This is a genomic window from Paenibacillus sp. GCM10027628 (assembly GCF_042676385.1).
Classification (GTDB): Bacteria; Bacillota; Bacilli; order Paenibacillales; family NBRC-103111; genus Paenibacillus_E.
In genome coordinates this window covers 472,458-493,433 of record NZ_JBHTHA010000002.1, presented here as the reverse complement: position 1 = coordinate 493,433, position 20,976 = coordinate 472,458, and the positions used below count along the sequence as shown (strand labels likewise).

Here is a 20,976-nt window from a genome sequence, read left to right as displayed (position 1 = left end):
ATACATCCAAATTATCGATATAATTCGATATTTACTCTATTTTACTTTTATTTACTAATGATTACTTCATTTTATTATACAATAGAAGAAAACATGTAAAGAGGGATAGTGAATGACAGCTCAACATAGCCAAAATGATGATCAAAATCAACTATCTATAGATGACCTAGGGATTCGCCCTACCGTAATTGAGCAGGTCCCTCATCTTTTGCCTGCCCGTAAGGGAACGGCAGCGTCTCATGCTGTCCGGTATAAGGATTTTGGTGCACTTTCATTTGCGGATATTGAGCTGTTCGCTAAACTCCCTGATCATCCGTTGTGGAGTCAAGTCGAGCGTTTCGTTGATTTTTCCTTTGCAGATGAGCTCTGTGCCCACCTGTACTCCTCTCAAGGTCAGCGGGCCTATGCGCCATCTCTTAAACTTAAAATACACCTTGTCCAAGAAATGGAAAGTTTGTCCGACCGTGAAACGGAAGTTCGTTTGATGTTTGATATGGCGATTAAACGTTTCCTAGGTGTCCCATTTTCGTTTAATGGTTTTGATCATAGCACGATTGCTTTTGATCGCAATCGCCTGGGCGATGAGCTTTTCCATGCTTGTTTTCATTATATTCTCGCTCAAACGAAGCAACTAGGCCTCTGGAAAGGGGAAAAAGAGATCTGGTTGGCGGATTCTTTCCATACGCATGCCATCTCTAGCAGTATGAGTGCGTACCGACTGGTCTTTCATGGCATGTTAAATCTGGTGAACCACTTAAAGCGTGCGCACGGGCAGCTGCATAGCGCCATGGTAGCGAGTTTACAGATGCAAAACTGGTTCGATCCGCTTGGTGCAGACAGTAAGCCGGAAGAGCGGCTTGCCGCGTTTAAGTTACTGGTTGCTAGAGCCTATGCACTTCTCTCTTACCTCAAGCAAGAACAGATCGAGCAGTGGCGCACGCAGGAAACGACCAAAAAACAACAAACACGTTTTCTTGAGCTACAAACTACGTTGGCGGACATTCTCGCGCAAAACACGCGGCCAACGAATCCCACCGACCCGGACTCTCCACGAAAGCTAGACACCTCGGAAGCGGAGGATTACGAAAAAATTCCAGCTAAAGAACGTCCCCAAAACCGCATTGTGAATGCGCATGATCCCAGTGTGCGAAATGGTCGCAAAACGGCGAGTCAACCCTTCACTGGGGATAAAATACAGGTTGTGGAGTCATGTGCCTCGGGATTCATTTTAGAGATTGAACCCATCCCAGGAAACGAGGCGGATGGCGAGCGCCTAGCGAGTTTGATTCAAAGTGTTGTGACTCACCATCGCATTGTGCCGGAGTATTTGGGTGCCGATTCGATGTATGGATTTGGATGCTACCGCGAACAGGTTGATCATCTAGGTTTGGGCATTCAGGTCGTGGCTCCAGTTACTAAGCCTAAGAATCCAAGTGGACTGCTCGGTAGTGAGCACTTTATTTATGATGCGCAGAACAAAGAAGTGACGTGTCCCGCAGGGAATACAACAAAGAAATTTTATGATAGAAGCCGAAAGGATGGTGTGCAATATGTCTTCAAGCGTAGTGTATGCGGAAAATGTCCGATGAAAGAAGCCTGTACACCAAGTGTAAAGGGGCGGAGTATTTTCATAAGCAACTATTATGAGGTTTATGAAGAGGCGCAACGCTTTAACGAGAGTGATGAAGGGCAAGCCATTTTACGTGCAAGAGGCCAGATTGAGCCAACCAACAATGAGCTCGCCAACCACCACAATATGAGGTACCCAAAGACCCGAAGGCGCGATAAGCTACGCATTACCGCTAAAATGAAAGGCATTGCGGTGAACGTAAAGCTCATAGTGAGAAAATTAGGGAAAGTTGCTTACAAAGATCCCTTTGTCCGGCATAAGCCAAGGGCAAAGGCTATTGCCGCATGCGCATAAACGGCTCTTTGCAGGAAGAACATCCTGCAAAGAGCCAAAAAAGTGAAATTTCCTGGGGAAAGTGCACTTAATTTGAAGCCAGAATTGGATATTTTTTTGAAGTGTGGGCCTAGGAATGGTTTTGAATGATTGTTGTTCGACAGTCTCTTATTCATCTTTACAGAAGAAAAAGTAAATGGAAACGAGTGAATAGCGATGTTTTCCATCGTTACAGAGTAGAAATAGGCAGTACTGTGAGCCAGAACGAAGCCATAGCGATGTTATTCATCGTTACAAACGTAAGTGAAAATGGAATCGAGCCCGCAATGATGTTTTCCATCGTTACTGACATGAACTGGGCAAATGCCATACCTAATTTCCTACTTAAAAACAACGAAAAGTCCGTTTAAGCCATCACACAGGCTATATACGGCCTTTTTGCATCTATAAAACGACGCCGGGATTTTTTCAGTGCCTTGGAAAACACTGACGGTATTCTCATAAACGGGCGAAATTGTAAGCGTTAACAAGAAAATGAGGTGATCTTTATGGGGACGCGATTATTATCCGAATCTTTAATTAAACAGCATTTTCCCAAGATCAGGTATGTAAGAGTCCATACGTCCGGCAAATATGCAGCAACCATCTACGCATGGAATGAAAACTTGGATTTGCCGGATACCGAAATCCGCAGTTTGAAACAATTTGCTTCCGAATATTTGCATCCGTACGTCTGTTTTAAGGTTAAATCGTATCACATGGTCCAGATCGATCAAGTGCCGCAAGTACATGAACATGAATTGCCGGAGCTGATCATCAAGGCGGCCATGAATAGGAACTTGAATCAATACGGAATCATCGCCGTTATCAATAAATTGTTTCCTAATGGCCGATTGTCATTTAATAGGTACGATGCTGCCGTGGGGATCATTCATTTTGACTTCCACGCTACCGCTACAGTAAGTGAAGAAGATCAGAGTTTCATTGGCTATTGCTTGCGCGAAATCATTCCAGTAGGATCTATCTCCGAAGTGACTTTTTACTCGGGAGCCAGACTGGAATCCATCTGAGAAGCGGGACTCGCCTGCAACTAAATCATGAGAAACGGAGCACCATGGGAGAAGCGGAGAAGCTTACCCGTGATGCCCCGTTTTTTTTAACAGCAGCGATTAATTTTTCCGCTTTCATAGCGGTCGCGCAGCGTACATATATAAAATTCTTTTTCCGTCATAGGCGTTGCATCCGGATGGTGCTCTTGTTGATGCTGCAAGTAATTGTTATAGTCCGGAATACTGAAAATGATTTTGATGGTAGCTCTGGTCTTCCTTACAAAGCTCATAATCGTTCTCAAGGCGTCACGCTCCGAATGTGGACTGTACAAACGGCGCTTCATGCAGCTGAGGCCGTTGTTTTGAATCAGGATTCGATACCAGACTCGTAAAGACTCAATGATCATGAGGATGACGACGATTCCGAAAAAGATCGTAAGTATGGCATCGACATAGTTGTTCGTCACGATTTGATGCATGACAACCATATTTTTGGCAGGCGCAATGATTTGGCATTACCAAAAGGCTTTGGCTTCGGACAGGAAGGTCGAGAAAATTTCCGCCATCACCACCGCCAGTGTCGGTGCGCCTCCTGTTCGGGTGAGGATCGTTTTCTCGCCGATGGCAGCAGCTGTGCTCGTAATTTGCTCTGGTGTGACGGTGAAGCCCCACGACGAGGTTTTAGCTGCAACTGCAGCCGGAGAGGTGCTCATGGCGAAGTAGATGCCAGACCTTTGAGGATATGAATAATCAAGTTCTAGTAAAATAATCCTAGCAGATATTTAGTCTTCTTGCAGCATGAAATGATATAATAGCTTTGAGTTTACAAATTTTGTAATGCTTATAAAGGAGCTAAGACAATGAGCGCAAATCAAGCTTTGCCTAGAAGTCATCCAGAGTCTCAAGGTATTGCAGCGGGTGCTATTGCAAGTTTTCTTCAAGAGATTCAAGACCGCAGCCTGGAGCTTCACAGCTTCATGCTCGTACGACATGGTCATGTTATTTCGGAAGGCTGGTGGTCGCCTTATTTGCCGAAACGCCCGCACATGCTGTTCTCTTTAAGTAAAAGCTTCACGTCAACAGCTATCGGTTTGTTAGCGGCAGAAGGCCGAATCTCATTGGATGACCGTGTAGTTTCTTTTTTTCCGGAGGATGTTCCGGATGAGCTTTCATCGAATTTATCGGCAATGACGGTTCGCCACTTACTCATGATGGGAACAGGACATGCGAAGGATGCGTCCGCAAATCTGCATTGCTCTGACAATTGGGTCGGCCATATTTTAACGCTTCCTGTAGAATATGAACCGGGTACGCATTTCGTCTATAACAGCGGAGCGACCTATTTGCTCTCGGCCATTATACAGAAGGTTACGGGTATTACCTTGCTCGACTACCTTGGACCGCGACTGCTGGAAACCCTTGGCATCGTGGGCGCGACTTGGGAGAGCTGTCCCCGCGGCATTAATATCGGCGGCTGGGGGATGAAAATTACAACTGAAGATATCGCCAAGTTCGGGCAGCTTTATTTGCAAAAAGGGCAATGGCAAGGGAAACAGCTCCTTCCGGAAGAATGGGTAGAAGCGGCCACGTCTAAACAGATCGACAATGGCTCGAATTCCAATTCTGACTGGTCGCAAGGGTATGGTTATCAGTTCTGGAAATGCCGACACGGAGCGTATCGCGGGGACGGCGCTTTTGGGCAATATTGTATCGTTCTGCCGGAGCAGGATGCTGTCATCGCGATTACGTCGGGCGTGAACGATATGCAGATCGTCCTCGACGTCATTTGGGAGCGATTGCTGCCTGCCATGAAAGACGAGGCGCTGCCAGCCTCCGACAAGGGAGCAGTTGAAGCGTTAGACCAACGGCTGCAGGGACTTCGTTTGGAATCGCCAAGAATGGATCCAAGTTCATCCCTGGAAGCTGAAATTACAGGAATCGAGTATGTGCTGGAGGACAACGAAGAACGGCTGCGCGCTTGTTCGTTCGATTTTAACGATGCGGTTATCACCTTACATATAGAGAATGATAGAGGCAAGCATGCTGTATACTTCGGCAGAAACGAATGGTCCGAAGGGACCTATACGCTGCATATGAGAGAAGCAAATCCAGGCTTCGGCTCAGCGACATGGCGGGATACGAATACACTGGTATTAACGCTAAGATATGTTGAGACGCCATTCTGTTTAACTGTTACTTGCACGTTCCTTGAGGGTACAATCCAATTGCAGATTAAACAGAACGTCTCGTTCGGCGGAGGAGATCCGAATATCCTTACAGGAAAGGCACGCAGCTGATAAGTTGGCGTAAAAAGGGCAAAGCACAAACATGGCGGCCGTGAGGCGGCTTGTTTGTGTTTTTTGCTGCATAGGGGTCCCAACAAGGTGTTTCCCATTGTTATCGTTGGCAAGGGGAGATGAAGTCGTGTTTCTGAAGGCTTATAGTGCTTATAGACGAGAAAAAAAGGAGCTCTGTACGCTGAGCGAAGCTGGAAAGATGTTTAACATCGTTACAGGCATCTGGGGATGTTGGGGTTGTGTCTCGAACGATATTTTTCATCTTTACAGACAAGAAAAAAAGCAGCTCTGTACGCTGAGCGAAGCTGGAAAGATGTTCAACATCGTTACAGGCATCTGGGGATACCGGGGTCGCATCTCTAACGATATTTTTCATCTTTCCAGACGAAAAGATGGAAGGTTGTCAAAGGCAGTTCGTTCCCAAACGAACGGCTTTAGGCAAGGACCAAGCTGCAGGTAAGCTTTATCTCATATGACCGGGGACGATCATGATCGCACGATCTAATCGGCGATGTTTCCACATTACCGTTGGATTTTGTACAATAAAACGCTTCTTTCCAACTGCTTTTATAGCTTTCTATTGGAAATATTCCATTAGATTCGCTATTATTTCTTGCTGAGTGCTGTTTCGAGATAGTTTCGCTGTATAAAATCCAACCTGAACGCATGATTTCACTCCTCGTCCTAAAAACACTGTACATTTTCCAATAGAGTAGCACCCTCTAAGACAGTTGATGGAGTGGTTTCATATTTTTCTTGCAGCAACATCAAACCGCTTCTCACTACGCTTCGTTACCTTAACAGGAAAGGCATTCATACAGAAATGGAATGTGCCTTATATCATTTAAGGAGGCGTGGTATCACGTATGTGGAATCTCAAAAAATTTATCTTATCAGCTTTCTTGCTTCTGGGTGTCGTCATGGTTCTGTCAGCAGCTTCAGCGGCGGCAGCCGAGCCGTTGCATGTGAAATCCGAAACTGATGTCGCTGGCGATCTCGGTATTTTGCAAGGGGATGGAAGCGGACTTACAGCGGAGTATTTGAACAAGTCAACAACAAGGCTGCAAGCGGCGATCATGTTTCTCCGGCTCAAAGGATTGGAAAGCGAAGCGCTCGCATACAGCGGGTCGGATAATTTTAATGATGCGAACCTGGTTTACAAAGAAGGCCAGTCGATACTTGCTTATCTAAAAGCTCATCCTGAACTGGGCTGGCAGGGGCCCGGCGACAACCTGTTCGATCCGTTAGCGGGTATCACAGCTCAGGCTTATTACAAAGTCTTGCTGGAATCTCTCGGTTACAAGCAAGGTGTAGATTTCGAGTACGCCCAAGCGATTGCGGTCGCAGAGCAAAAAGGGTTATCTAAAATTGCCGGTGTGCAACAAGTCGTCAACATGAATATTGCAACCGCTACAATCGAGGCCTTGCGGGCGCCGCTCAAAGGCGATTCCAAAACACTGGCAGTCTCATTGTCGGAAAAGGGAATCCTTTCATCTCAAAAACTTGACGCGCTTACATACAAGTCGTTGAATTTAAAGCAGAGTGAATCGCTTGGGAATTATCTGGCCGATTCCAAAGGCATGACGCTTTATTATTTTACAAAAGATGTTGCCGATATCAATTCGTGCGTGGGAGATTGTCTGGTCAATTGGCCGATCTATAATGACGATCAATTGCTGGTGCCCGCCGGTTTCAACGCAGCAGATTTTAGCGTTTTCGTTCGCAAGGACGGTAAACAACAAGTCACGTACAAAGGCTGGCCTTTATACTATTTTGTGAAAGATCAAAAAGCCGGTGATACCAAAGGCGAAGCTGTAGGAAAAGTTTGGTACGTGATCAAGCCTTCTAACGGAATCGCGTTAGGTACGAAAACCGACTTGGGGAACTTTTTAACGGATGCCAACGGAATGACGCTTTATTATTATGATAAAGACACCAAAGGCGTCAGCAACTGTGCCGGTAAATGTCTGGAGAAATGGCCGCTGTTCTACGCCGACCACATTTCGGCGCCAACAGGAATCAATCAGGCTGATTTTGGCAACATTGTTCGCGCTGACGGGAAAAAGCAAACGACGTATAAAGGCTTCCCTTTATACTATTGGGTAGATGATAAGAAAATGGGAGATACGCTTGGGCAAAACATCGGCAATGTATGGTTCGTTGTCGATCCTGTGAAGTTCAGCGGCACGAAAGCCGTGAACAGCTCGGTGAAAACGAGCAAATCCGACCAGCTTGGCACGTATTTGGTTGATTCGAACGGAATGGCTTTGTACCTGTTCACGAAGGATAAAGCCGACCCGAATTCATGCGTCGGAGGGTGTCTGGTCAACTGGCCTATCTTCTATGATGCGAACCTGACTGTGTCCAGCGATTTGAATGGAAGCGACTTCGGCGTGTTGACCAGGGGCGACGGCACCAAACAAAATACTTACAAAGGCTGGCCGTTGTATTATTGGATTAAGGATAAGAACCCTGGCGAGACAACCGGTCAAAATGTAGGAAAGGTCTGGTTCGTCCTCGATCCGGCTAAAACCGAGACTAGATAAACTCAGATTCTACCCAAAAGTCAGCTGTTTCCGTAAGCTCCAACTCGCTGCTTGTGCAGTCTGGGTTGGAGTGTTTGTCTTTTTCAGCTGAAAATATGGTAGACTGGAAAAAACGTCATTTTCGACTCGGGGTGTGCCGAACCATGCGAAATCGAACAGATGGGGAGCTCATGAAGCTGGTCATGCGCAAGGAGTCTCCAGCACTGGAAGAGCTTTACGATCGTTACGCCAAGCTGGTGTATTCGTTTGCTATGAAATCAATGAAGGATGAACAAGCTGCCAGAGAAATCGTGCAACTGGTGTTTACACGGCTCTGGACGACAGAAAAAGGTTATGACGCAAGTAAAGGCGGCTTTGTCAACTGGATCATTACGATCACTCGTAACATTACGATCGATTATGTACGCAAGAACCGCAAACTTAACGAAGTGGTACGGTTCGAGCCGCGAGAATGGGAGCAAACTTTGATTTCCGGAGAACCCGGTCCAGAGTCCGCTCTATCGCGTAAATGGATGGGGGAGCAGATCCAACAGGCTTACGTCCATCTTTCAACGAATCAGATCGAATTGATCGAGCTGATGTACTGGGAGGGCTATTCGTTAAGCGAAATTGCAATCCAAAAGAATGAACCGGTAGGAACTGTGAAAAGCCGTCTGCACCAATGTTTAAAAATACTGCGCAAGCATCTGACATCACTGAGGGAGGGATGACGTATGAACGAACATGAACCTGTAGACTGCGGCTTTATTATCAACTATTTAACAGGCGAGTGTACGGAGCTGGAGCGTGCTGCTTTTGAACGGCATCTGCGAACTTGTGTCTCTTGTCAAGAAGAGCTGCGCGAACTCCAGTCGGTATGGCAAACGCTCCCTTATCAGATGGAAGAAGTGGACGTTCCGCCGGATTTGAAGCGGCAAGTGATGCAATCGATTGTGCCGGCCGAAGCGCCAAAACACAAAAAATCATTTACGTGGCTTTATGGAACGGTCGCAGTTATCGTGCTTGGCATTATCGTTGGAGCTTGGTGGAACTACAGCACGACCACCCGGTCGAACGAAGAGGCAAGCGCAATGCTGCGAAATCCAGCCGAGATCGTAGGCACATATACGCTGAAATCCGTGGACAGTTCAATGCCTTTAGCCGCAGGCACCGCATGGGTTGTTCAGCACGGGGACATCCATAACGTCGTCGTCAATTTGTCCGGGCTTAAGGAAACCCAAGGGGATTGGGCCTATCAGGTTTGGCTGAATCATAACGGAAAAAAATATAATTGCGGAACGCTGCGCGTAGATGATAAAGGCACCGGCGTTCTGACCTATGATGTTCGTGTCAAAGAATTGCAGATTGATTCCATCGGCGTCACGCTGGAGCCGGATCCGAACGGCACTCAGCCGAGGGGGAAAAAAGTGTTAGGTACTTCGTAACAGGATAAAAGCTAGGCAGGGTTCCGTTCCCGCCTAGCTTTCTGCTTGAAATTGATCTTAAACGAGAGGCTGCTGAATTAAAGTAGCGATAACCACCTTTCATTTCTCATCATGACATCTTTCATTCTGCGTATGCCCTCTTTAATTTTATCGGCCGTTAGCCCTCCGTAACCGAGCACGATGCTATTCGCATAGGTGCCTTTAGCCAAAGCAAATTGTTCGACGGGATACACAATCACATCCTCTTCTTTGAACTGCCTCAGCAGTTCGTCGTCAAAAGAAATGCCCTCGAACCGGACAACAAGATGCATCCCTGCGGCATGTCCAAGAATCTCCACATCCCCGAATTGTTCAGCCAGACTTTTAATCAGCACCTCTCTGCGTTTGCGGTACACTTTTCTCATGCGGCGAATGTGCCGCTCCAAATGCCCTTTTTCGATAAATCGGGCGAGGATGAGCTGTTCAAGCGCCGATGTGTGCCGGTCTAAATACCATTTGTTCGTCTGAAACGCTGCCAAAAGTGAGTGAGGGAGAACGATATAACCGATTCTCAAGGAAGGAGAAAGGATTTTACTGAAAGTTCCAACGTAGATCACTTTCTCCGGATCCAGCCCCTGCATGGAATGAACGGGGACGCCGTCGTAGGTGAACTCGCTGTCGTAGTCGTCTTCGACAATGAAGCAATCCATCGCTCTCGCGTATTCTATCAATTGAATCCGTCTTTGAATCGGCAAGGTGCCGCCAAGCGGGAACTGATGGGAGGGGGTGACGAAGATGAAGCTGGGTCTATCGGTACAAGGCAGCCGATCAGGGAGGATCCCTTTATCATCTACTTGTATGGGTCGTACCTCTGCACCTGCATATGTGAAAATCGTGCGCATTTCGCTTGCCGCGGGGTCTTCGACTGCGATATAGGATTGCGGATGCGTGAGCAATTTGGTAATCAGATAAAGAGCTTGTGTGGCACCGCTCGTAATGAGGATTTGATTGGGCTGGCAGCGGACACCCCGGACTTGTCTCAAATAAGGAGCCAATACCCGTCTTAGTTCAAAAGCGCCTTCAGGCTCTATATAGCTAAACGAATGCTCAGGAGATTCGTAACAAGTTTCTTTTGCCAGTCGCCCCCAAAGGTGGCGTGGAAAATAATCCGTCGCCGGGCGGCTCGCATGAAAATCGATGACGGTGCGGCCGGATTGCTTGGTAGATATCTCTGCACCACTGCCGGAAGTTGCTTCGGAAACGGGCTTCAAGCGCATCGAAGAACCTTCCGCTACATAGGTACCTGAGCGTGGACGCACTTCCAAATAGCCTTCAGCAAGCAACTGATCGTAAGCTTCCATAATAATATTTCTGGAGACGCCGCTTTGCGAAGCAAGTTCTCTGGAGGATGGCAGCTTCATGCCTACCTGAAGGACTTCATTCCAAATGGCTTCGCGGAGTTGTTCATAAACCTGAGTTGTTAATGTGTGCTCCTTCTCTCTGTCCACAATAAGCAGCATGAGGGCTCTCCCATCCTTGGTGAATGAATCTGGCACTATCAAAATGATGAAAACGTGGATCTTTTGAAACCAGATTACTTCATATTATGATGTCTTCAAGATGGTATTGCAAATAAAGGTTGAGGAGCATGTAAAATGAAAACGATCGGTTTAATTGGTGGACTTAGCTGGGAATCAACGACGGAATATTATCGTCATATCAATCGGATCATGAATGAGCGCTTGGGCAAATTACATTCGGCCAAATGTATGCTGGTATCGCTCGATTTCGAAGAAATCGCCAAGCTTCAGGAAAGCGGAGAATGGGAGGACGCAACCCGGATCATGGTGGAAGCCGCGCAAAAGCTGGAGGCAGGCGGAGCGGACGTTATCGTCATCTGCACAAACACGATGCACAAAATGGCTGAAGCCGTACGCGCATCCGTTCAAATTCCGCTGCTGCACATTGTCGACGTCACGGCGGACAGGATCAGAAAGCAAGGACTCCGCAGAGTGGGCCTTATGGGGACGCGGTATACGATGGAGCAGGCATTCTATCGGGAGCGACTCCAAATGCAAGGGATAGAAGCGATCATTCCGGAAAGCGATGAGCGAGATTTCATCCACAGTGTGCTGTTTCACGAGCTGTTCAAAGGCAATTGCAACCCCGAATCCAAAGCGAAGTTTCTTGAAATCATAGAACGATTGCACATAGAGGGTGCGGAAGGAATCATTTTAGGCTGTACGGAAATCCCATTACTCATTCAGCAGGAAGATACCCTCATCCCCCTATTCGATACGACTCGCATTCATGCAGAGGAAAGCGTAGAGTTTGCTTTAGCCATGACCTAACACTTACCAAACATATTCGTGTTTAAATATAAGCATTAAGGTGGATTGATATTGATCAGACGCCATGATTTAATAGGAGGACGATACTGGTTTGAGAACTTTGAACGATCTCTAAATAGGGGAGTCTGAAAAACATGGGACTATATAATGCAGTTGAAACAATCGTCAGCAATATGTACGAAGAGTTTCAAAAAAGCTATGCGCTTAAATGCGAGTGTGAGCAATGCAAGGAGGATATTCTTGCGCTGGTTTTAAATCGCATCCCTCCCAAATACACGTCAAGCGAAAAAGGGCAACTCTATATCAAAACCCTTTATTTAAATCCCCAGCTGCAGTCCGATGTCATGAGAGAGCTGATGCGCGCGGCTTTGGTCGTAGAGCATAACCAAAATCATGTAAATGCCGAAATCGATCATCATTAATTTTGACACGAAAAATCAAACAAAATGACACCGATCTGTCAATTTCGAATAAAAAGCGAAGAATTGACACATAAGTCCGCTAAGAAAACCGTTCTTAGGGGGCTTTTTTTTATGTAATATTTTCGTGAAATGAAGTTTTGCCGACTATAAAAGGGAAGAGACTAGGTGAAGCCATGCTTTTTCAATTAAGTGAAGTGCCATTCAGCAGATTTGGATCATTCTTGGCTGTAACCGAAAGCGCTTCAAACGGTCAAGATCAAGGTATTTATATTAAAAGCGTACGCGGAGGCGATGAAAAGTCCGGACTCCTCTTTCGAATGGAAGCAACTTGGGAGGGCCTGGCTGTGCCGTACGGCTATCAAGTTACTCCTGCGTTACTGGAATTGGAGACAGACTGGGGTAGAATCGCGATTTCATTCTTAGAGCATGACGTGATTCGGATTCAGGGGCAGGGGATCGGTCTAAGGCTTATCGTCGTTAACGATACGTACGATTATGCCATTCCGATGGGGAATTTCATTGAACTGAATAGTTACTCGAAGGAGCGGCGTTATGCTCTTCAGATGCGTCATGGCCAGATAGAAATGGATGCCCCATGGGAGCATTCAAGATGCCGGAGCATTACGTTTGACATCTGCCCTGTGGAAGAGAAGGACTCCATGGAGCTGTTGATTCATGAATACGAAGTCGTACCTAGATCGGACTTTCAAGAATGCGCTTCCAATAGTGCGGAAGCCCACTTTCAATCCTACCTCGCGAAGACGCCGACGTGCCCGCCCGAATATCAGGAGGCGCGCGAGCTTGCCGCCTATATTACGTGGTCATGTGTCGTCGAACCCGAGGGTTATTTGCCGCGCAGAGCGATGTATATGTCCAAAAACTGGATGACCAACATCTGGAGTTGGGATCATTGCTTCAATACGATGGCGCTCGTACACAACGACCCCGAGCTCGCTTGGGATCAGTTCATGATCTTTTTTGACCGGCAGCATGAATCCGGCATGTTGGCGGATTTCATGAATGATAAATATGCATTATGGAACGGCTGCAAGCCGCCTATTCACGGGTGGACGCTGGCTTGGATGATGAAGCAGACCGATTGGATTACGGATGAACGTGTGCAGGATGTGTACGAACCTCTGGCACGTTGGACGAACTTCTGGTTCCGTTACCGGGATACCGATCATGACGGGATTCCGGCTTACAATCATGGCAACGATAGCGGCTGGGACAACAGCACGATTTTTCATCTGGGTGTACCGCTGGAGTCTCCGGACTTATGCGCATTCCTCGTACTGCAGATGGATGTGCTGGGCCAATTGGCGCAGAAGCTCGGGCTGCATGACGAGGCATCGAGATGGAACCAGCGTTCGGAAGAGATGCTGCAAGCCATGCTGAAGCATTTCTGGAACGGGGAGGCATTCGAAGCCAGACTTTCCGTAAGCCGTAAGCCGAGTGTCGGCGACAGTCTGCAGTTGTTCCTGCCGATTGTGCTTGGATCGAGGCTGCCGGAGGACGTCGTCAAGAAGCTTCTGATCGGCTTGAAGCAGCAAGGACGGTTTCTGACCGAGCACGGTTTTGCAACCGAAAGCGTGAGCAGTGAATTTTATAAAGCGGACGGCTATTGGAGGGGGCCGATTTGGGCGCCTTCCACGATGCTGATCGTGGAAGGGTTGAAAGCTTGCGGAGAGCATGAGTTTGCACTTGATATCGCGGAGCGCTTCTGCCGCATGGCCGCGAAGAGCGGGATGGCGGAAAATTATGATGCCCAGACAGGAGAAGGGCTGCGGGATCGCGCCTTTACTTGGACGTCTAGCGTGTTTCTCATTCTGGCTAACGAACTTTTCCAAGCAGGTCGAACCTAATACGAATCATACATGCCGGGGATGCAGGTCCCCGGTTTAAGGCTTGTCTTTTTTCGCCAGTGCCCCTCTTCATGCAGCCCATGCTATAATAGTTCATATGTCGAAAATTGAGAGTTGATGATGTATGCGTTTGCAATTCAGTCGCCTATTGAAATTTACAAAACAAAGCCTGCAAACCAAGCTCACTCTGTTTATCATGCTGGTCGCCACCATTCCGATGCTTCTGTTTGGTTTTTTCTCCTATTTGAAATCGTCGCAGATGATCAATCAGCAGTTTGGTTTGTACGGCAACAATTCCGTGGCCCAACTGCAGTTTCAGATCGATTCCAGCTTGCGGCAGATGAAATATACGGCAACCGATATTTTGGCCTATTTGCTCGACCCCAAATTTACGATTCTGCATGAGGAAGTGCCTACAACGTACAAAGGCTTTCAAGATGAGCAGCAGCTGGAACAATTTTTGAAAGCGCATAAAACGATCGATACCAAAGGAATATTCATCATCACCCAATCCGGTTATTATTACGGTGAAAGTATGATCGATGTGCAGAAGATTACGGAAGAGCGGCTTTTCGAAAATGTGAACAGCTATCCGGATAGCTACTGGTTTGGGATTTATGAACCCCAGCATTATAAAAGCGGACTGACAAGTCCCGGCGAGAAAGTTATCGGTCTGTTGTTTGAAATCAAGAACCAGAACAGCTTTCTGGAAGGCAGTCATATCCTGATCGAAGGAAGTGCCGATAAGCTTCTGGCGTTATTCAAGGAATTCGAAGCAGATACTCATGCGCATATGAAATTGACGGACCGACAAGGCCGGATTATATACCAAACGGAGCCCGGTTTTAGCGGCAAGCCGACAGACGTCGTTTGGGTCAAATCCTCGGAAGTGACCGATTGGAGCATCGAGGTTCGCATCCCTTACAGTGAGTTTTATAAATCGTCCGTGCTCATTCGCACGTTCACCATACTGGCGGCAGCCGTCGCTTTACTAGTTGCGCTCATTCTCTCCTTCGTGATATCCTCCAGATTCATCCGGCGTATCAAACGTCTGAAGGAAACGATCCAGCTGGTCGGCATCGGGCGATTGGAGACACGGGTGGAGGTAGATTCGGAAGATGAGCTGGGCAGGCTTGCGTTCAGCTTCAACAATATGCTTTTTCAGCTGGAAACGCTGATCGGTGAAGTGCGCCGCGCGGAGGGCTTGAAGAAGGAAGCGGAGCTTCGGGCGCTGCATTTTCAGATCAATCCTCATCTGCTCTTAAACACGCTGGCCTCCATTCAATGGAAGGCGAGGCTGCAGGGCGCTCAGGACGTGAACAAGATGATCTATCATCTGACGAAGGTGCTGGATGGGAATTTGAATTTTACCCGAGAAATCGTCACTTTAGATAAGGAATTAGAGCTGATCGATCATTTTTTGAACATTCAGCAGTATCGTTACGGGAACGTCTTCTCTTATGCGATTACGAATAAGGGGGTTGCTTTGGAGCGGGTACACATACCAAGGATGACGCTTCAGCCGCTTGTCGAAAATATATTTTTCCATGGATTCGAAGACGGAGAAGGGACAATTGAACTTACGATCGAGGCGGATCAGGGAGATGCGATTCTGACTTTGGCGGATAATGGCAAAGGGATGAAGCCTGAAACGCTTGCTCGTCTGCTGGATTCGAATGAATCCGGACAATCGTTGAAACGGATTGGCATGTTTAATGTCGACCAGCGCATTCAATTGCATTTTGGTTATAAATACGGTCTTCGCATTCAATCCGAACTGGGCGCGGGAACGACCATTACGATTCGGTTACCTTATGGGGAGGAGCAGCTGTAGATGGTTCAAGAGACTCTTATTGGCGTCATGCTTGTGGACGACGAAGCAATTATTCGCAAAGGGTTAAAAGCGACCATTCCTTGGGAAAAATACGGGATGAAGGTCGTCGCAGATGCACCCAGCGGGACCAAAGCATGGGATGCTTATATGACCGAGCGGCCGGAAGTGGTCATCACCGATATTGTCATGCCGGAAATGAACGGAATTGAGCTCGCCAAATTAATTAAAGAACACGATCCTCACACCAAAATTTTGCTGCTAAGCTGTCACAGCGATTTCGGGTTTGTGCAGCAGGGGCTGAAGCTTGGCGCTTCGGGTTATGTATTGAAAACATCCTATAATGACGATGAATTAGAAGAGTTTCTCCAGCAATTTCAAAATGAAATTGGCCATGCGAAGCTGCTGCGCAAGCAAGAGAGCCAAAAACAATTTCTCGACTGGTTGTACGGGATCGATAGCAGCCTTACGGAGTCGATGCCTAGTGCTAAGGAATGGCAGTGGGTGCTGGAGACGAGTTTCATCTACCTGGCAGCCCATGTAACCGCGGATGCTGCAGTTTATTTGAAGGAAATGGCCGCTCAAGGGTCGTTTGAGATGGTCAAATTCGCCGAGGACCGGTACTTTTTGTTTGTACCTGCTGCTAACGGCAAGGAGTTTGACAAGCAGCTGAACGATATGAAAAGCCGGTATCCGCAGCTGCGCTGGATCAAGGAAGGGCCTGTTCAGGGGATCGCCGCATGGATGGATGCCGTGAAACGGGCATATCGCCAGACGGAGATCGAGCATACGTACAATGTCAACCCCGAATCCTGGCCAGAGCCGATCGCCCATGCCGTCAAATTGATAGTCGAGCGGGTGGAAGAGAAATTGTCCGTCTCCGATGTAGCTCGCGAGGTGGGTCTAAGCAGAAGCCATCTCAGCAGCTTGTTCAAGAAGACGTTAGGCGAGGGATTCGTTGCTTATACGTATCGAACGAAGCTGAAGGCTGCCCAGCAGCTGTTGACGACGACCGATATGACCATACAAGATATTGCAGATAAGCTGGGCATGATCGATGCCAAATATTTTAGCAAATGGTTCAAACGCTGCACAGGCAAAACGCCGAGCGAGTTCCGCAACGTGAAAAAGCAATAAGCATTGTGAATGAGTTCTTTGCAGCAGTTTTGCAAAGAACTTTTTTCTCATCATGCTCGCTCGCCCTTGAGGTGAAGAGCCAAGAACATAAAATCAGAAACCAAACGCCGAACAAATTTCCACCTGCCGCCGAGTATGGAAAGAAAAACGGACATCATTCATCCACATTCCGTTCAATCCTCGGTTCAGACCAAACGGATACGGATTTATAATGAAAGCGATTCAACCAATATATGAAGGAGGGGTTCCCATGAAACGTTCCATGGTAGTTGTGATTCCCGTTTTGATGACGCTTTCAATGATGGCAGCAGGGTGTGGAGCTTCAGAGGGAAATACAAGCAAGCCGACAGCGGCCGCAACAGAAAAGGCTGCAAGCGGTACAGGTACGACGAAAGACAGTTCCGGAGGTGGCGCCAAAGTGACGCTGCGCTTCGCGACTTGGGATACCGGAGATGCGCTGAAGATTGAGCAGGATATCGCGAAAAAGTTTGAGGAGTCTCACCCGAATACGAAAATTCAGGTAGAGGCCTATGGCGACGGCTTTGATCAGAAGCTGGCAGCAGCCATCGGCGCCAATGACGCCCCTGACGTTATGTACATGTGGGATTTCCCTACGTATGACGCCAATCTGGAGCCGCTCGACGATCTGATGAACAAAGATGCGGATTTGAAACGCGACGATTTTTATCCGGGACTTTTTAATTACGTGAAAGTAGATGGAAAATCGTACGGCTTGCCCGCCGGTTTTACGACCAGGATAATGTATTACAATAAAAAGCTGTTCGACCAGGCCGGTGTGCCTTACCCGAAAGAAGGCTGGACTTGGAATGACCTGAAGGATGCGGCTAAGAAATTGTCGGATCCGTCCAAAAAGCAGTACGGCATCGGAATTCGGGCCTCCAATGATCCTTATGATCTCCAAGGTATGATCTGGAGCAACGGCGGCAGCTTTATCAGCCCAGATGGCAAGACCATCGAAGGATTTATGAACGGCAAGGAAACTGTAGAAGCTACGCAGCTTCTCGGCGATATGCTCAAGCAGAAAGTCGGCGTAGTGGTTGGCGGCAAAAACCAGCAATCCGGTGACGATGTGTTCAAAGCCGGCAAAATTGCGATGTGGGAAAGCGGCATTTGGCCATTGGACGATTTCAAGAAGACCGGTATCGATGTGGGCACCGTTGTAATGCCGTCCTTCCCGGGGAAACCGCTCAAAGGCGTCGTTGCTGAGTCGGCCATCTCGATCTCCAAAAACTCGAAACACAAGCAAGAAGCTTGGGATTTTGTGAAATTCTACGCTTCTGACGTGGCTATCAAGATGAGAACGGCCGATCTGCCTGTTCGAAAAAGCGTGGCGGATCAGCTCAAGCTGAACCAGGACCCGATCTATCAACCGTTCTACAAAATGCTGGAAGCTTCCGACAACACGCCGGCCTTCTTGCTTAATGCCAAATGGAATGAAGTGAACCGCAATTTGACTTCCGCGATCGATGCGATCATTGCAGGTCAAAACGCGAAAGAAACTTTGGACATGGCGGTCAAGGATTCACAGAAATTTATTAAATAGCGAACCGGAATGGAGAATGAAACATGCAGACAGAGATGGCCAAAAGCATCCGCCTCCGCCGGACAACACTGAAGAGGGGTAGGATCACCCCCTACCTCTTCGTTCTTCCTTGGATCATAGGTTTCGTATCGTTCACCATGGGACCATTGTTATTTTCACTGGTCATCAGTTTGTACGATTGGCCGATTACAGGGCAAAGACATTTTATCGGACTGCAAAACTATATCAACATGTTCACGGATGATCCGCTTTTTTGGCATTCGTTAGGGGTGACCGTCAAGTTCGCACTCATGCTGGTGCCGCTTAATCTCGCTGTATCCCTGCTGCTGGCGATGCTGCTGAATCAGAAAATCAGAGCAAGCGGCTTGTTCCGGACGATTTTCTACTTGCCTTCGGTCATATCCGGTGTCGCGCTCTCGATGATCTGGTCTTGGATATTCAGCGGGGAATATGGACTGCTTAATTATGTGCTTTCCTTGATTGGAATTACCGGTCCTGATTGGCTGCGCGACCCGAATTGGGCGCTGGCTGCCATGGTTGGCGCAAGTTTATGGGCGCAGGGCTCGATGGTGCTCATTTATCTGGCAGGTTTGAAAAATATCCCTGCGGATCTATACGAGTCCGCTTCAATGGACGGAGCGAATGCGGTAAGACGATTTTTTTCCATCACACTGCCGATGCTGAGTCCGACGATTTTATTCAATTTAATCACTTCGATTATTGCGGCTTTCCAGCAATTGACGCTGGCGTTGACATTAACGAGCGGAGGACCGCTCAAGTCGACTTATTTTTACGCCATGTACGTATATGAGAATGCGTTTAAATATTTTCACATGGGATACTCCGCCGCGAATGCTTGGGTTATGTTTCTGATCGTGCTCTGCCTCACGTTTCTTGTGTTTAAATCCTCAAGTATGTGGGTTTTCTACGAGAGTGAAGTCAAGCAGCATAAGGGAAGCAAACGGGGAAAAGAGGGCTCCAAATGAAAAAAGCGCTCACTTACTTTTTATTAATTTTCTTCTCCTTGTTATTTCTGATGCCATTTTATTGGCTGGTCTCAACTGCGGTCAAATCGCCGGAAGAAATCTACATGTTTCCGCCGAAATGGATTCCTTCCGCCGTTCACTTGGAAAATTTCGTTCATGCCTGGACGATTCAGCCCTTTTACGAATTTTTGAAAAATTCTTTGACCGTTACGATTCTTTGCAATATGGGGCAGCTGATTTCATCGTCAATGGTCGCTTTCGGTTTTGCGCGTTTTCGCTTTAAAGGCAGAGATGTCCTTTTCATGATTTTGCTTGCGACGATGATGATCCCCTGGGATGTAACGATGATCCCGCTGTACATGGAGTTTAATCTGCTGGGCTGGATCAATACCTTAAAGCCGTTGATTGTGCCGGCATGGTTCGGTGCGCCCTTCTTTATCTTCTTGCTCCGCCAATTTCTGTTGACCCTGCCGCGCGAGCTCGAAGAATCGGCCAGCATAGATGGGGCCAGCGCATTCGGCATCTATTTGCGAATCTTTGTGCCGTTAATGGTGCCGGCGCTTATTCTCGTCAGCGTTTTCAATATGATGGATACGTGGAATGATTATTTGGGGCCGCTAATTTTCTTAAATGATGCCAGCAAGTATACGCTTACGCTAGGTCTGGCTCAGTTCAGAGGGATGTTCGGTGTCGATATGACCTCGATTATGGCGGTAACGACTCTCATCTGTATTCCGCCGCTCTTTATTTTCTTCCTGGCTCAGCGTCATATTGTACAAGGAATTGCAAATACAGGTATTAAATAATGGCACACAAAGGTCAGGTCCATCCGCCGACGCGGAGGGATCTGGCTTTTTTTATTTGTTCATTTATTTTTAAGAAATATAACGTATATTAATTTCAAATGACAGGAGAGGAATGAATTGAAGTGGCTTTCCGGCAAGCAACCCGAACTGAATCAACTTGGATTCCCCAAAAAGAAAGACTCGGGGTTATCGTAGCCGTCATCATTTCTGCGGTAATCATCATATGGGGACTATGGGGGATTATGAAGCTACCCGCAGTGTCTCTTCATAGCCGGTCTTTCGAGCATACGTATAAAAATTACGGCTCGAACGCCAGACTTGCGTTGTTTTTCGTTCTGGCTAATTATGTACTGGCAATCATAATCAGACTGCGGATATGGGATCGAATGGAGGTCCTCAAGAAATGGGTGATAGTGCTGCTCCGCTTTGCGCGCAGATGGCATACGCCTGTTGCAATTATTGCTATTGGGCTCATTGTTCTCCACGCAGCAGCCGTATTTATGTATGGTTTTAAGTTCGACTTCCATAACCTAAGCGGGCTACTTGCGCTTCTTGTTCTTCTTCCGGTGCCGATCTCCGGCTTGTTTAGGTACAAGCGGTTAGATCGAAAATGGCATCTGCGCTCCGGTATCGCATTTACCGTTTTATTTTTGATTCATGCATTTGTATAAAATTTTAAGAAGCAGGCAGCTGGAGATCCGGCATGCCTGTTTTTTTTATTGGTTATGCGTTTGAATTCGTGCAACGATATTTTTCATCTTTTCAGACGAGAGGATGGAGAATCAGGAGCTATCCGCTACCTTACATGCATAGTCT

At 47.4% G+C, this 20,976-nt stretch carries 19 protein-coding genes; 15 read left to right on the top strand and 4 right to left on the bottom strand.

What is annotated here, in order from left to right; translation table 11 throughout:
• The first annotated feature begins 112 nt into the window (after positions 1 to 112).
• Complete coding sequence (locus ACFQZT_RS03380) at positions 113 to 1,924, top strand: transposase (RefSeq protein ID WP_379296529.1); 1,812 nt, start codon at positions 113 to 115, stop codon at positions 1,922 to 1,924.
• A 208-nt stretch (positions 1,925 to 2,132) separates the two neighbouring features.
• On the opposite strand, the gene ACFQZT_RS03375 is transcribed toward ACFQZT_RS03380, so the two are convergent.
• A complete protein-coding gene (locus ACFQZT_RS03375) occupies positions 2,133 to 2,273 on the bottom strand; it encodes a hypothetical protein (protein WP_379296527.1) in 141 nt (46 codons plus the stop codon).
• Between the two features lie 178 nt (positions 2,274 to 2,451).
• Between ACFQZT_RS03375 and ACFQZT_RS03370 the strand changes: the two genes are divergently transcribed.
• The gene (locus ACFQZT_RS03370) at positions 2,452 to 2,973 is read left to right on the top strand and encodes a hypothetical protein (RefSeq protein WP_379296525.1); all 522 of its coding nucleotides are present in this window, start codon (positions 2,452 to 2,454) and stop codon (positions 2,971 to 2,973) included.
• Between the two features lie 86 nt (positions 2,974 to 3,059).
• Here the strand turns inward: ACFQZT_RS03370 and ACFQZT_RS03365 are convergent, their stop codons facing one another.
• Positions 3,060 to 3,431, bottom strand: coding sequence for a YbdD/YjiX family protein (locus tag ACFQZT_RS03365; RefSeq protein WP_379296523.1), 372 nt, complete (start codon positions 3,429 to 3,431; stop codon positions 3,060 to 3,062).
• Between the two features lie 36 nt (positions 3,432 to 3,467).
• Positions 3,468 to 3,665 (bottom strand): carbon starvation CstA family protein, encoded by a 198-nt coding sequence (locus tag ACFQZT_RS03360; RefSeq protein WP_379296521.1) that lies wholly within the window; start codon positions 3,663 to 3,665, stop codon positions 3,468 to 3,470.
• 147 nt (positions 3,666 to 3,812) lie between these two features.
• Between ACFQZT_RS03360 and ACFQZT_RS03355 the strand changes: the two genes are divergently transcribed.
• The 4 genes from ACFQZT_RS03355 to ACFQZT_RS03340 all read left to right on the top strand — a co-directional run bounded on the left by ACFQZT_RS03355 (position 3,813) and on the right by ACFQZT_RS03340 (position 9,219).
• Positions 3,813 to 5,249, top strand: coding sequence for a serine hydrolase domain-containing protein (locus ACFQZT_RS03355; RefSeq protein WP_379296519.1), 1,437 nt, complete (start codon positions 3,813 to 3,815; stop codon positions 5,247 to 5,249).
• 866 nt (positions 5,250 to 6,115) lie between these two features.
• Positions 6,116 to 7,795 (top strand): hypothetical protein, encoded by a 1,680-nt coding sequence (locus ACFQZT_RS03350; protein ID WP_379296517.1) that lies wholly within the window; start codon positions 6,116 to 6,118, stop codon positions 7,793 to 7,795.
• Positions 7,796 to 7,938: 143 nt separating this feature from the next.
• Complete coding sequence (locus tag ACFQZT_RS03345; protein WP_379296515.1) at positions 7,939 to 8,505, top strand: sigma-70 family RNA polymerase sigma factor; 567 nt, start codon at positions 7,939 to 7,941, stop codon at positions 8,503 to 8,505.
• Positions 8,506 to 8,508: 3 nt separating this feature from the next.
• Positions 8,509 to 9,219 (top strand): anti-sigma factor domain-containing protein, encoded by a 711-nt coding sequence (locus ACFQZT_RS03340; RefSeq protein WP_379296513.1) that lies wholly within the window; start codon positions 8,509 to 8,511, stop codon positions 9,217 to 9,219.
• Between the two features lie 77 nt (positions 9,220 to 9,296).
• Here the strand turns inward: ACFQZT_RS03340 and pdxR are convergent, their stop codons facing one another.
• Positions 9,297 to 10,718: a MocR-like pyridoxine biosynthesis transcription factor PdxR gene (pdxR, locus tag ACFQZT_RS03335; RefSeq protein WP_379296511.1), complete on the bottom strand. Its 1,422-nt coding sequence runs from the start codon at positions 10,716 to 10,718 to the stop codon at positions 9,297 to 9,299.
• A 135-nt stretch (positions 10,719 to 10,853) separates the two neighbouring features.
• On the opposite strand from pdxR, the gene ACFQZT_RS03330 reads away from it, so the two are divergent.
• From ACFQZT_RS03330 to ACFQZT_RS03290, 9 genes are all read left to right on the top strand, one after another.
• Positions 10,854 to 11,549 (top strand): aspartate/glutamate racemase family protein, encoded by a 696-nt coding sequence (locus tag ACFQZT_RS03330; protein WP_379296509.1) that lies wholly within the window; start codon positions 10,854 to 10,856, stop codon positions 11,547 to 11,549.
• Positions 11,550 to 11,683: 134 nt separating this feature from the next.
• Positions 11,684 to 11,971: a late competence development ComFB family protein gene (locus ACFQZT_RS03325; RefSeq protein WP_379296507.1), complete on the top strand. Its 288-nt coding sequence runs from the start codon at positions 11,684 to 11,686 to the stop codon at positions 11,969 to 11,971.
• Positions 11,972 to 12,144: 173 nt separating this feature from the next.
• Positions 12,145 to 13,836 (top strand): amylo-alpha-1,6-glucosidase, encoded by a 1,692-nt coding sequence (locus ACFQZT_RS03320; protein ID WP_379296505.1) that lies wholly within the window; start codon positions 12,145 to 12,147, stop codon positions 13,834 to 13,836.
• A gap of 124 nt (positions 13,837 to 13,960) precedes the next feature.
• On the top strand, positions 13,961 to 15,670 hold the full coding sequence (locus tag ACFQZT_RS03315; RefSeq protein WP_379296502.1) for a sensor histidine kinase: 1,710 nt from the start codon (positions 13,961 to 13,963) through the stop codon (positions 15,668 to 15,670).
• Positions 15,671 to 16,804, top strand: a complete 1,134-nt coding sequence (locus ACFQZT_RS03310; protein WP_379296500.1) for a response regulator transcription factor — start codon at positions 15,671 to 15,673, stop codon at positions 16,802 to 16,804. It abuts the gene before it with no gap.
• Between the two features lie 250 nt (positions 16,805 to 17,054).
• Positions 17,055 to 18,368 (top strand): ABC transporter substrate-binding protein, encoded by a 1,314-nt coding sequence (locus ACFQZT_RS03305; protein WP_379296498.1) that lies wholly within the window; start codon positions 17,055 to 17,057, stop codon positions 18,366 to 18,368.
• A 35-nt stretch (positions 18,369 to 18,403) separates the two neighbouring features.
• On the top strand, positions 18,404 to 19,354 hold the full coding sequence (locus ACFQZT_RS03300) for a carbohydrate ABC transporter permease (RefSeq protein WP_379297938.1): 951 nt from the start codon (positions 18,404 to 18,406) through the stop codon (positions 19,352 to 19,354).
• A complete protein-coding gene (locus tag ACFQZT_RS03295; protein WP_379296496.1) occupies positions 19,351 to 20,160 on the top strand; it encodes a carbohydrate ABC transporter permease in 810 nt (269 codons plus the stop codon). The genes ACFQZT_RS03300 and ACFQZT_RS03295 overlap by 4 nt, the downstream gene beginning before the upstream one ends.
• A gap of 122 nt (positions 20,161 to 20,282) precedes the next feature.
• Positions 20,283 to 20,831, top strand: a complete 549-nt coding sequence (locus ACFQZT_RS03290) for a hypothetical protein (protein WP_379296494.1) — start codon at positions 20,283 to 20,285, stop codon at positions 20,829 to 20,831.
• The last annotated feature ends 145 nt before the right edge of the window (positions 20,832 to 20,976 follow it).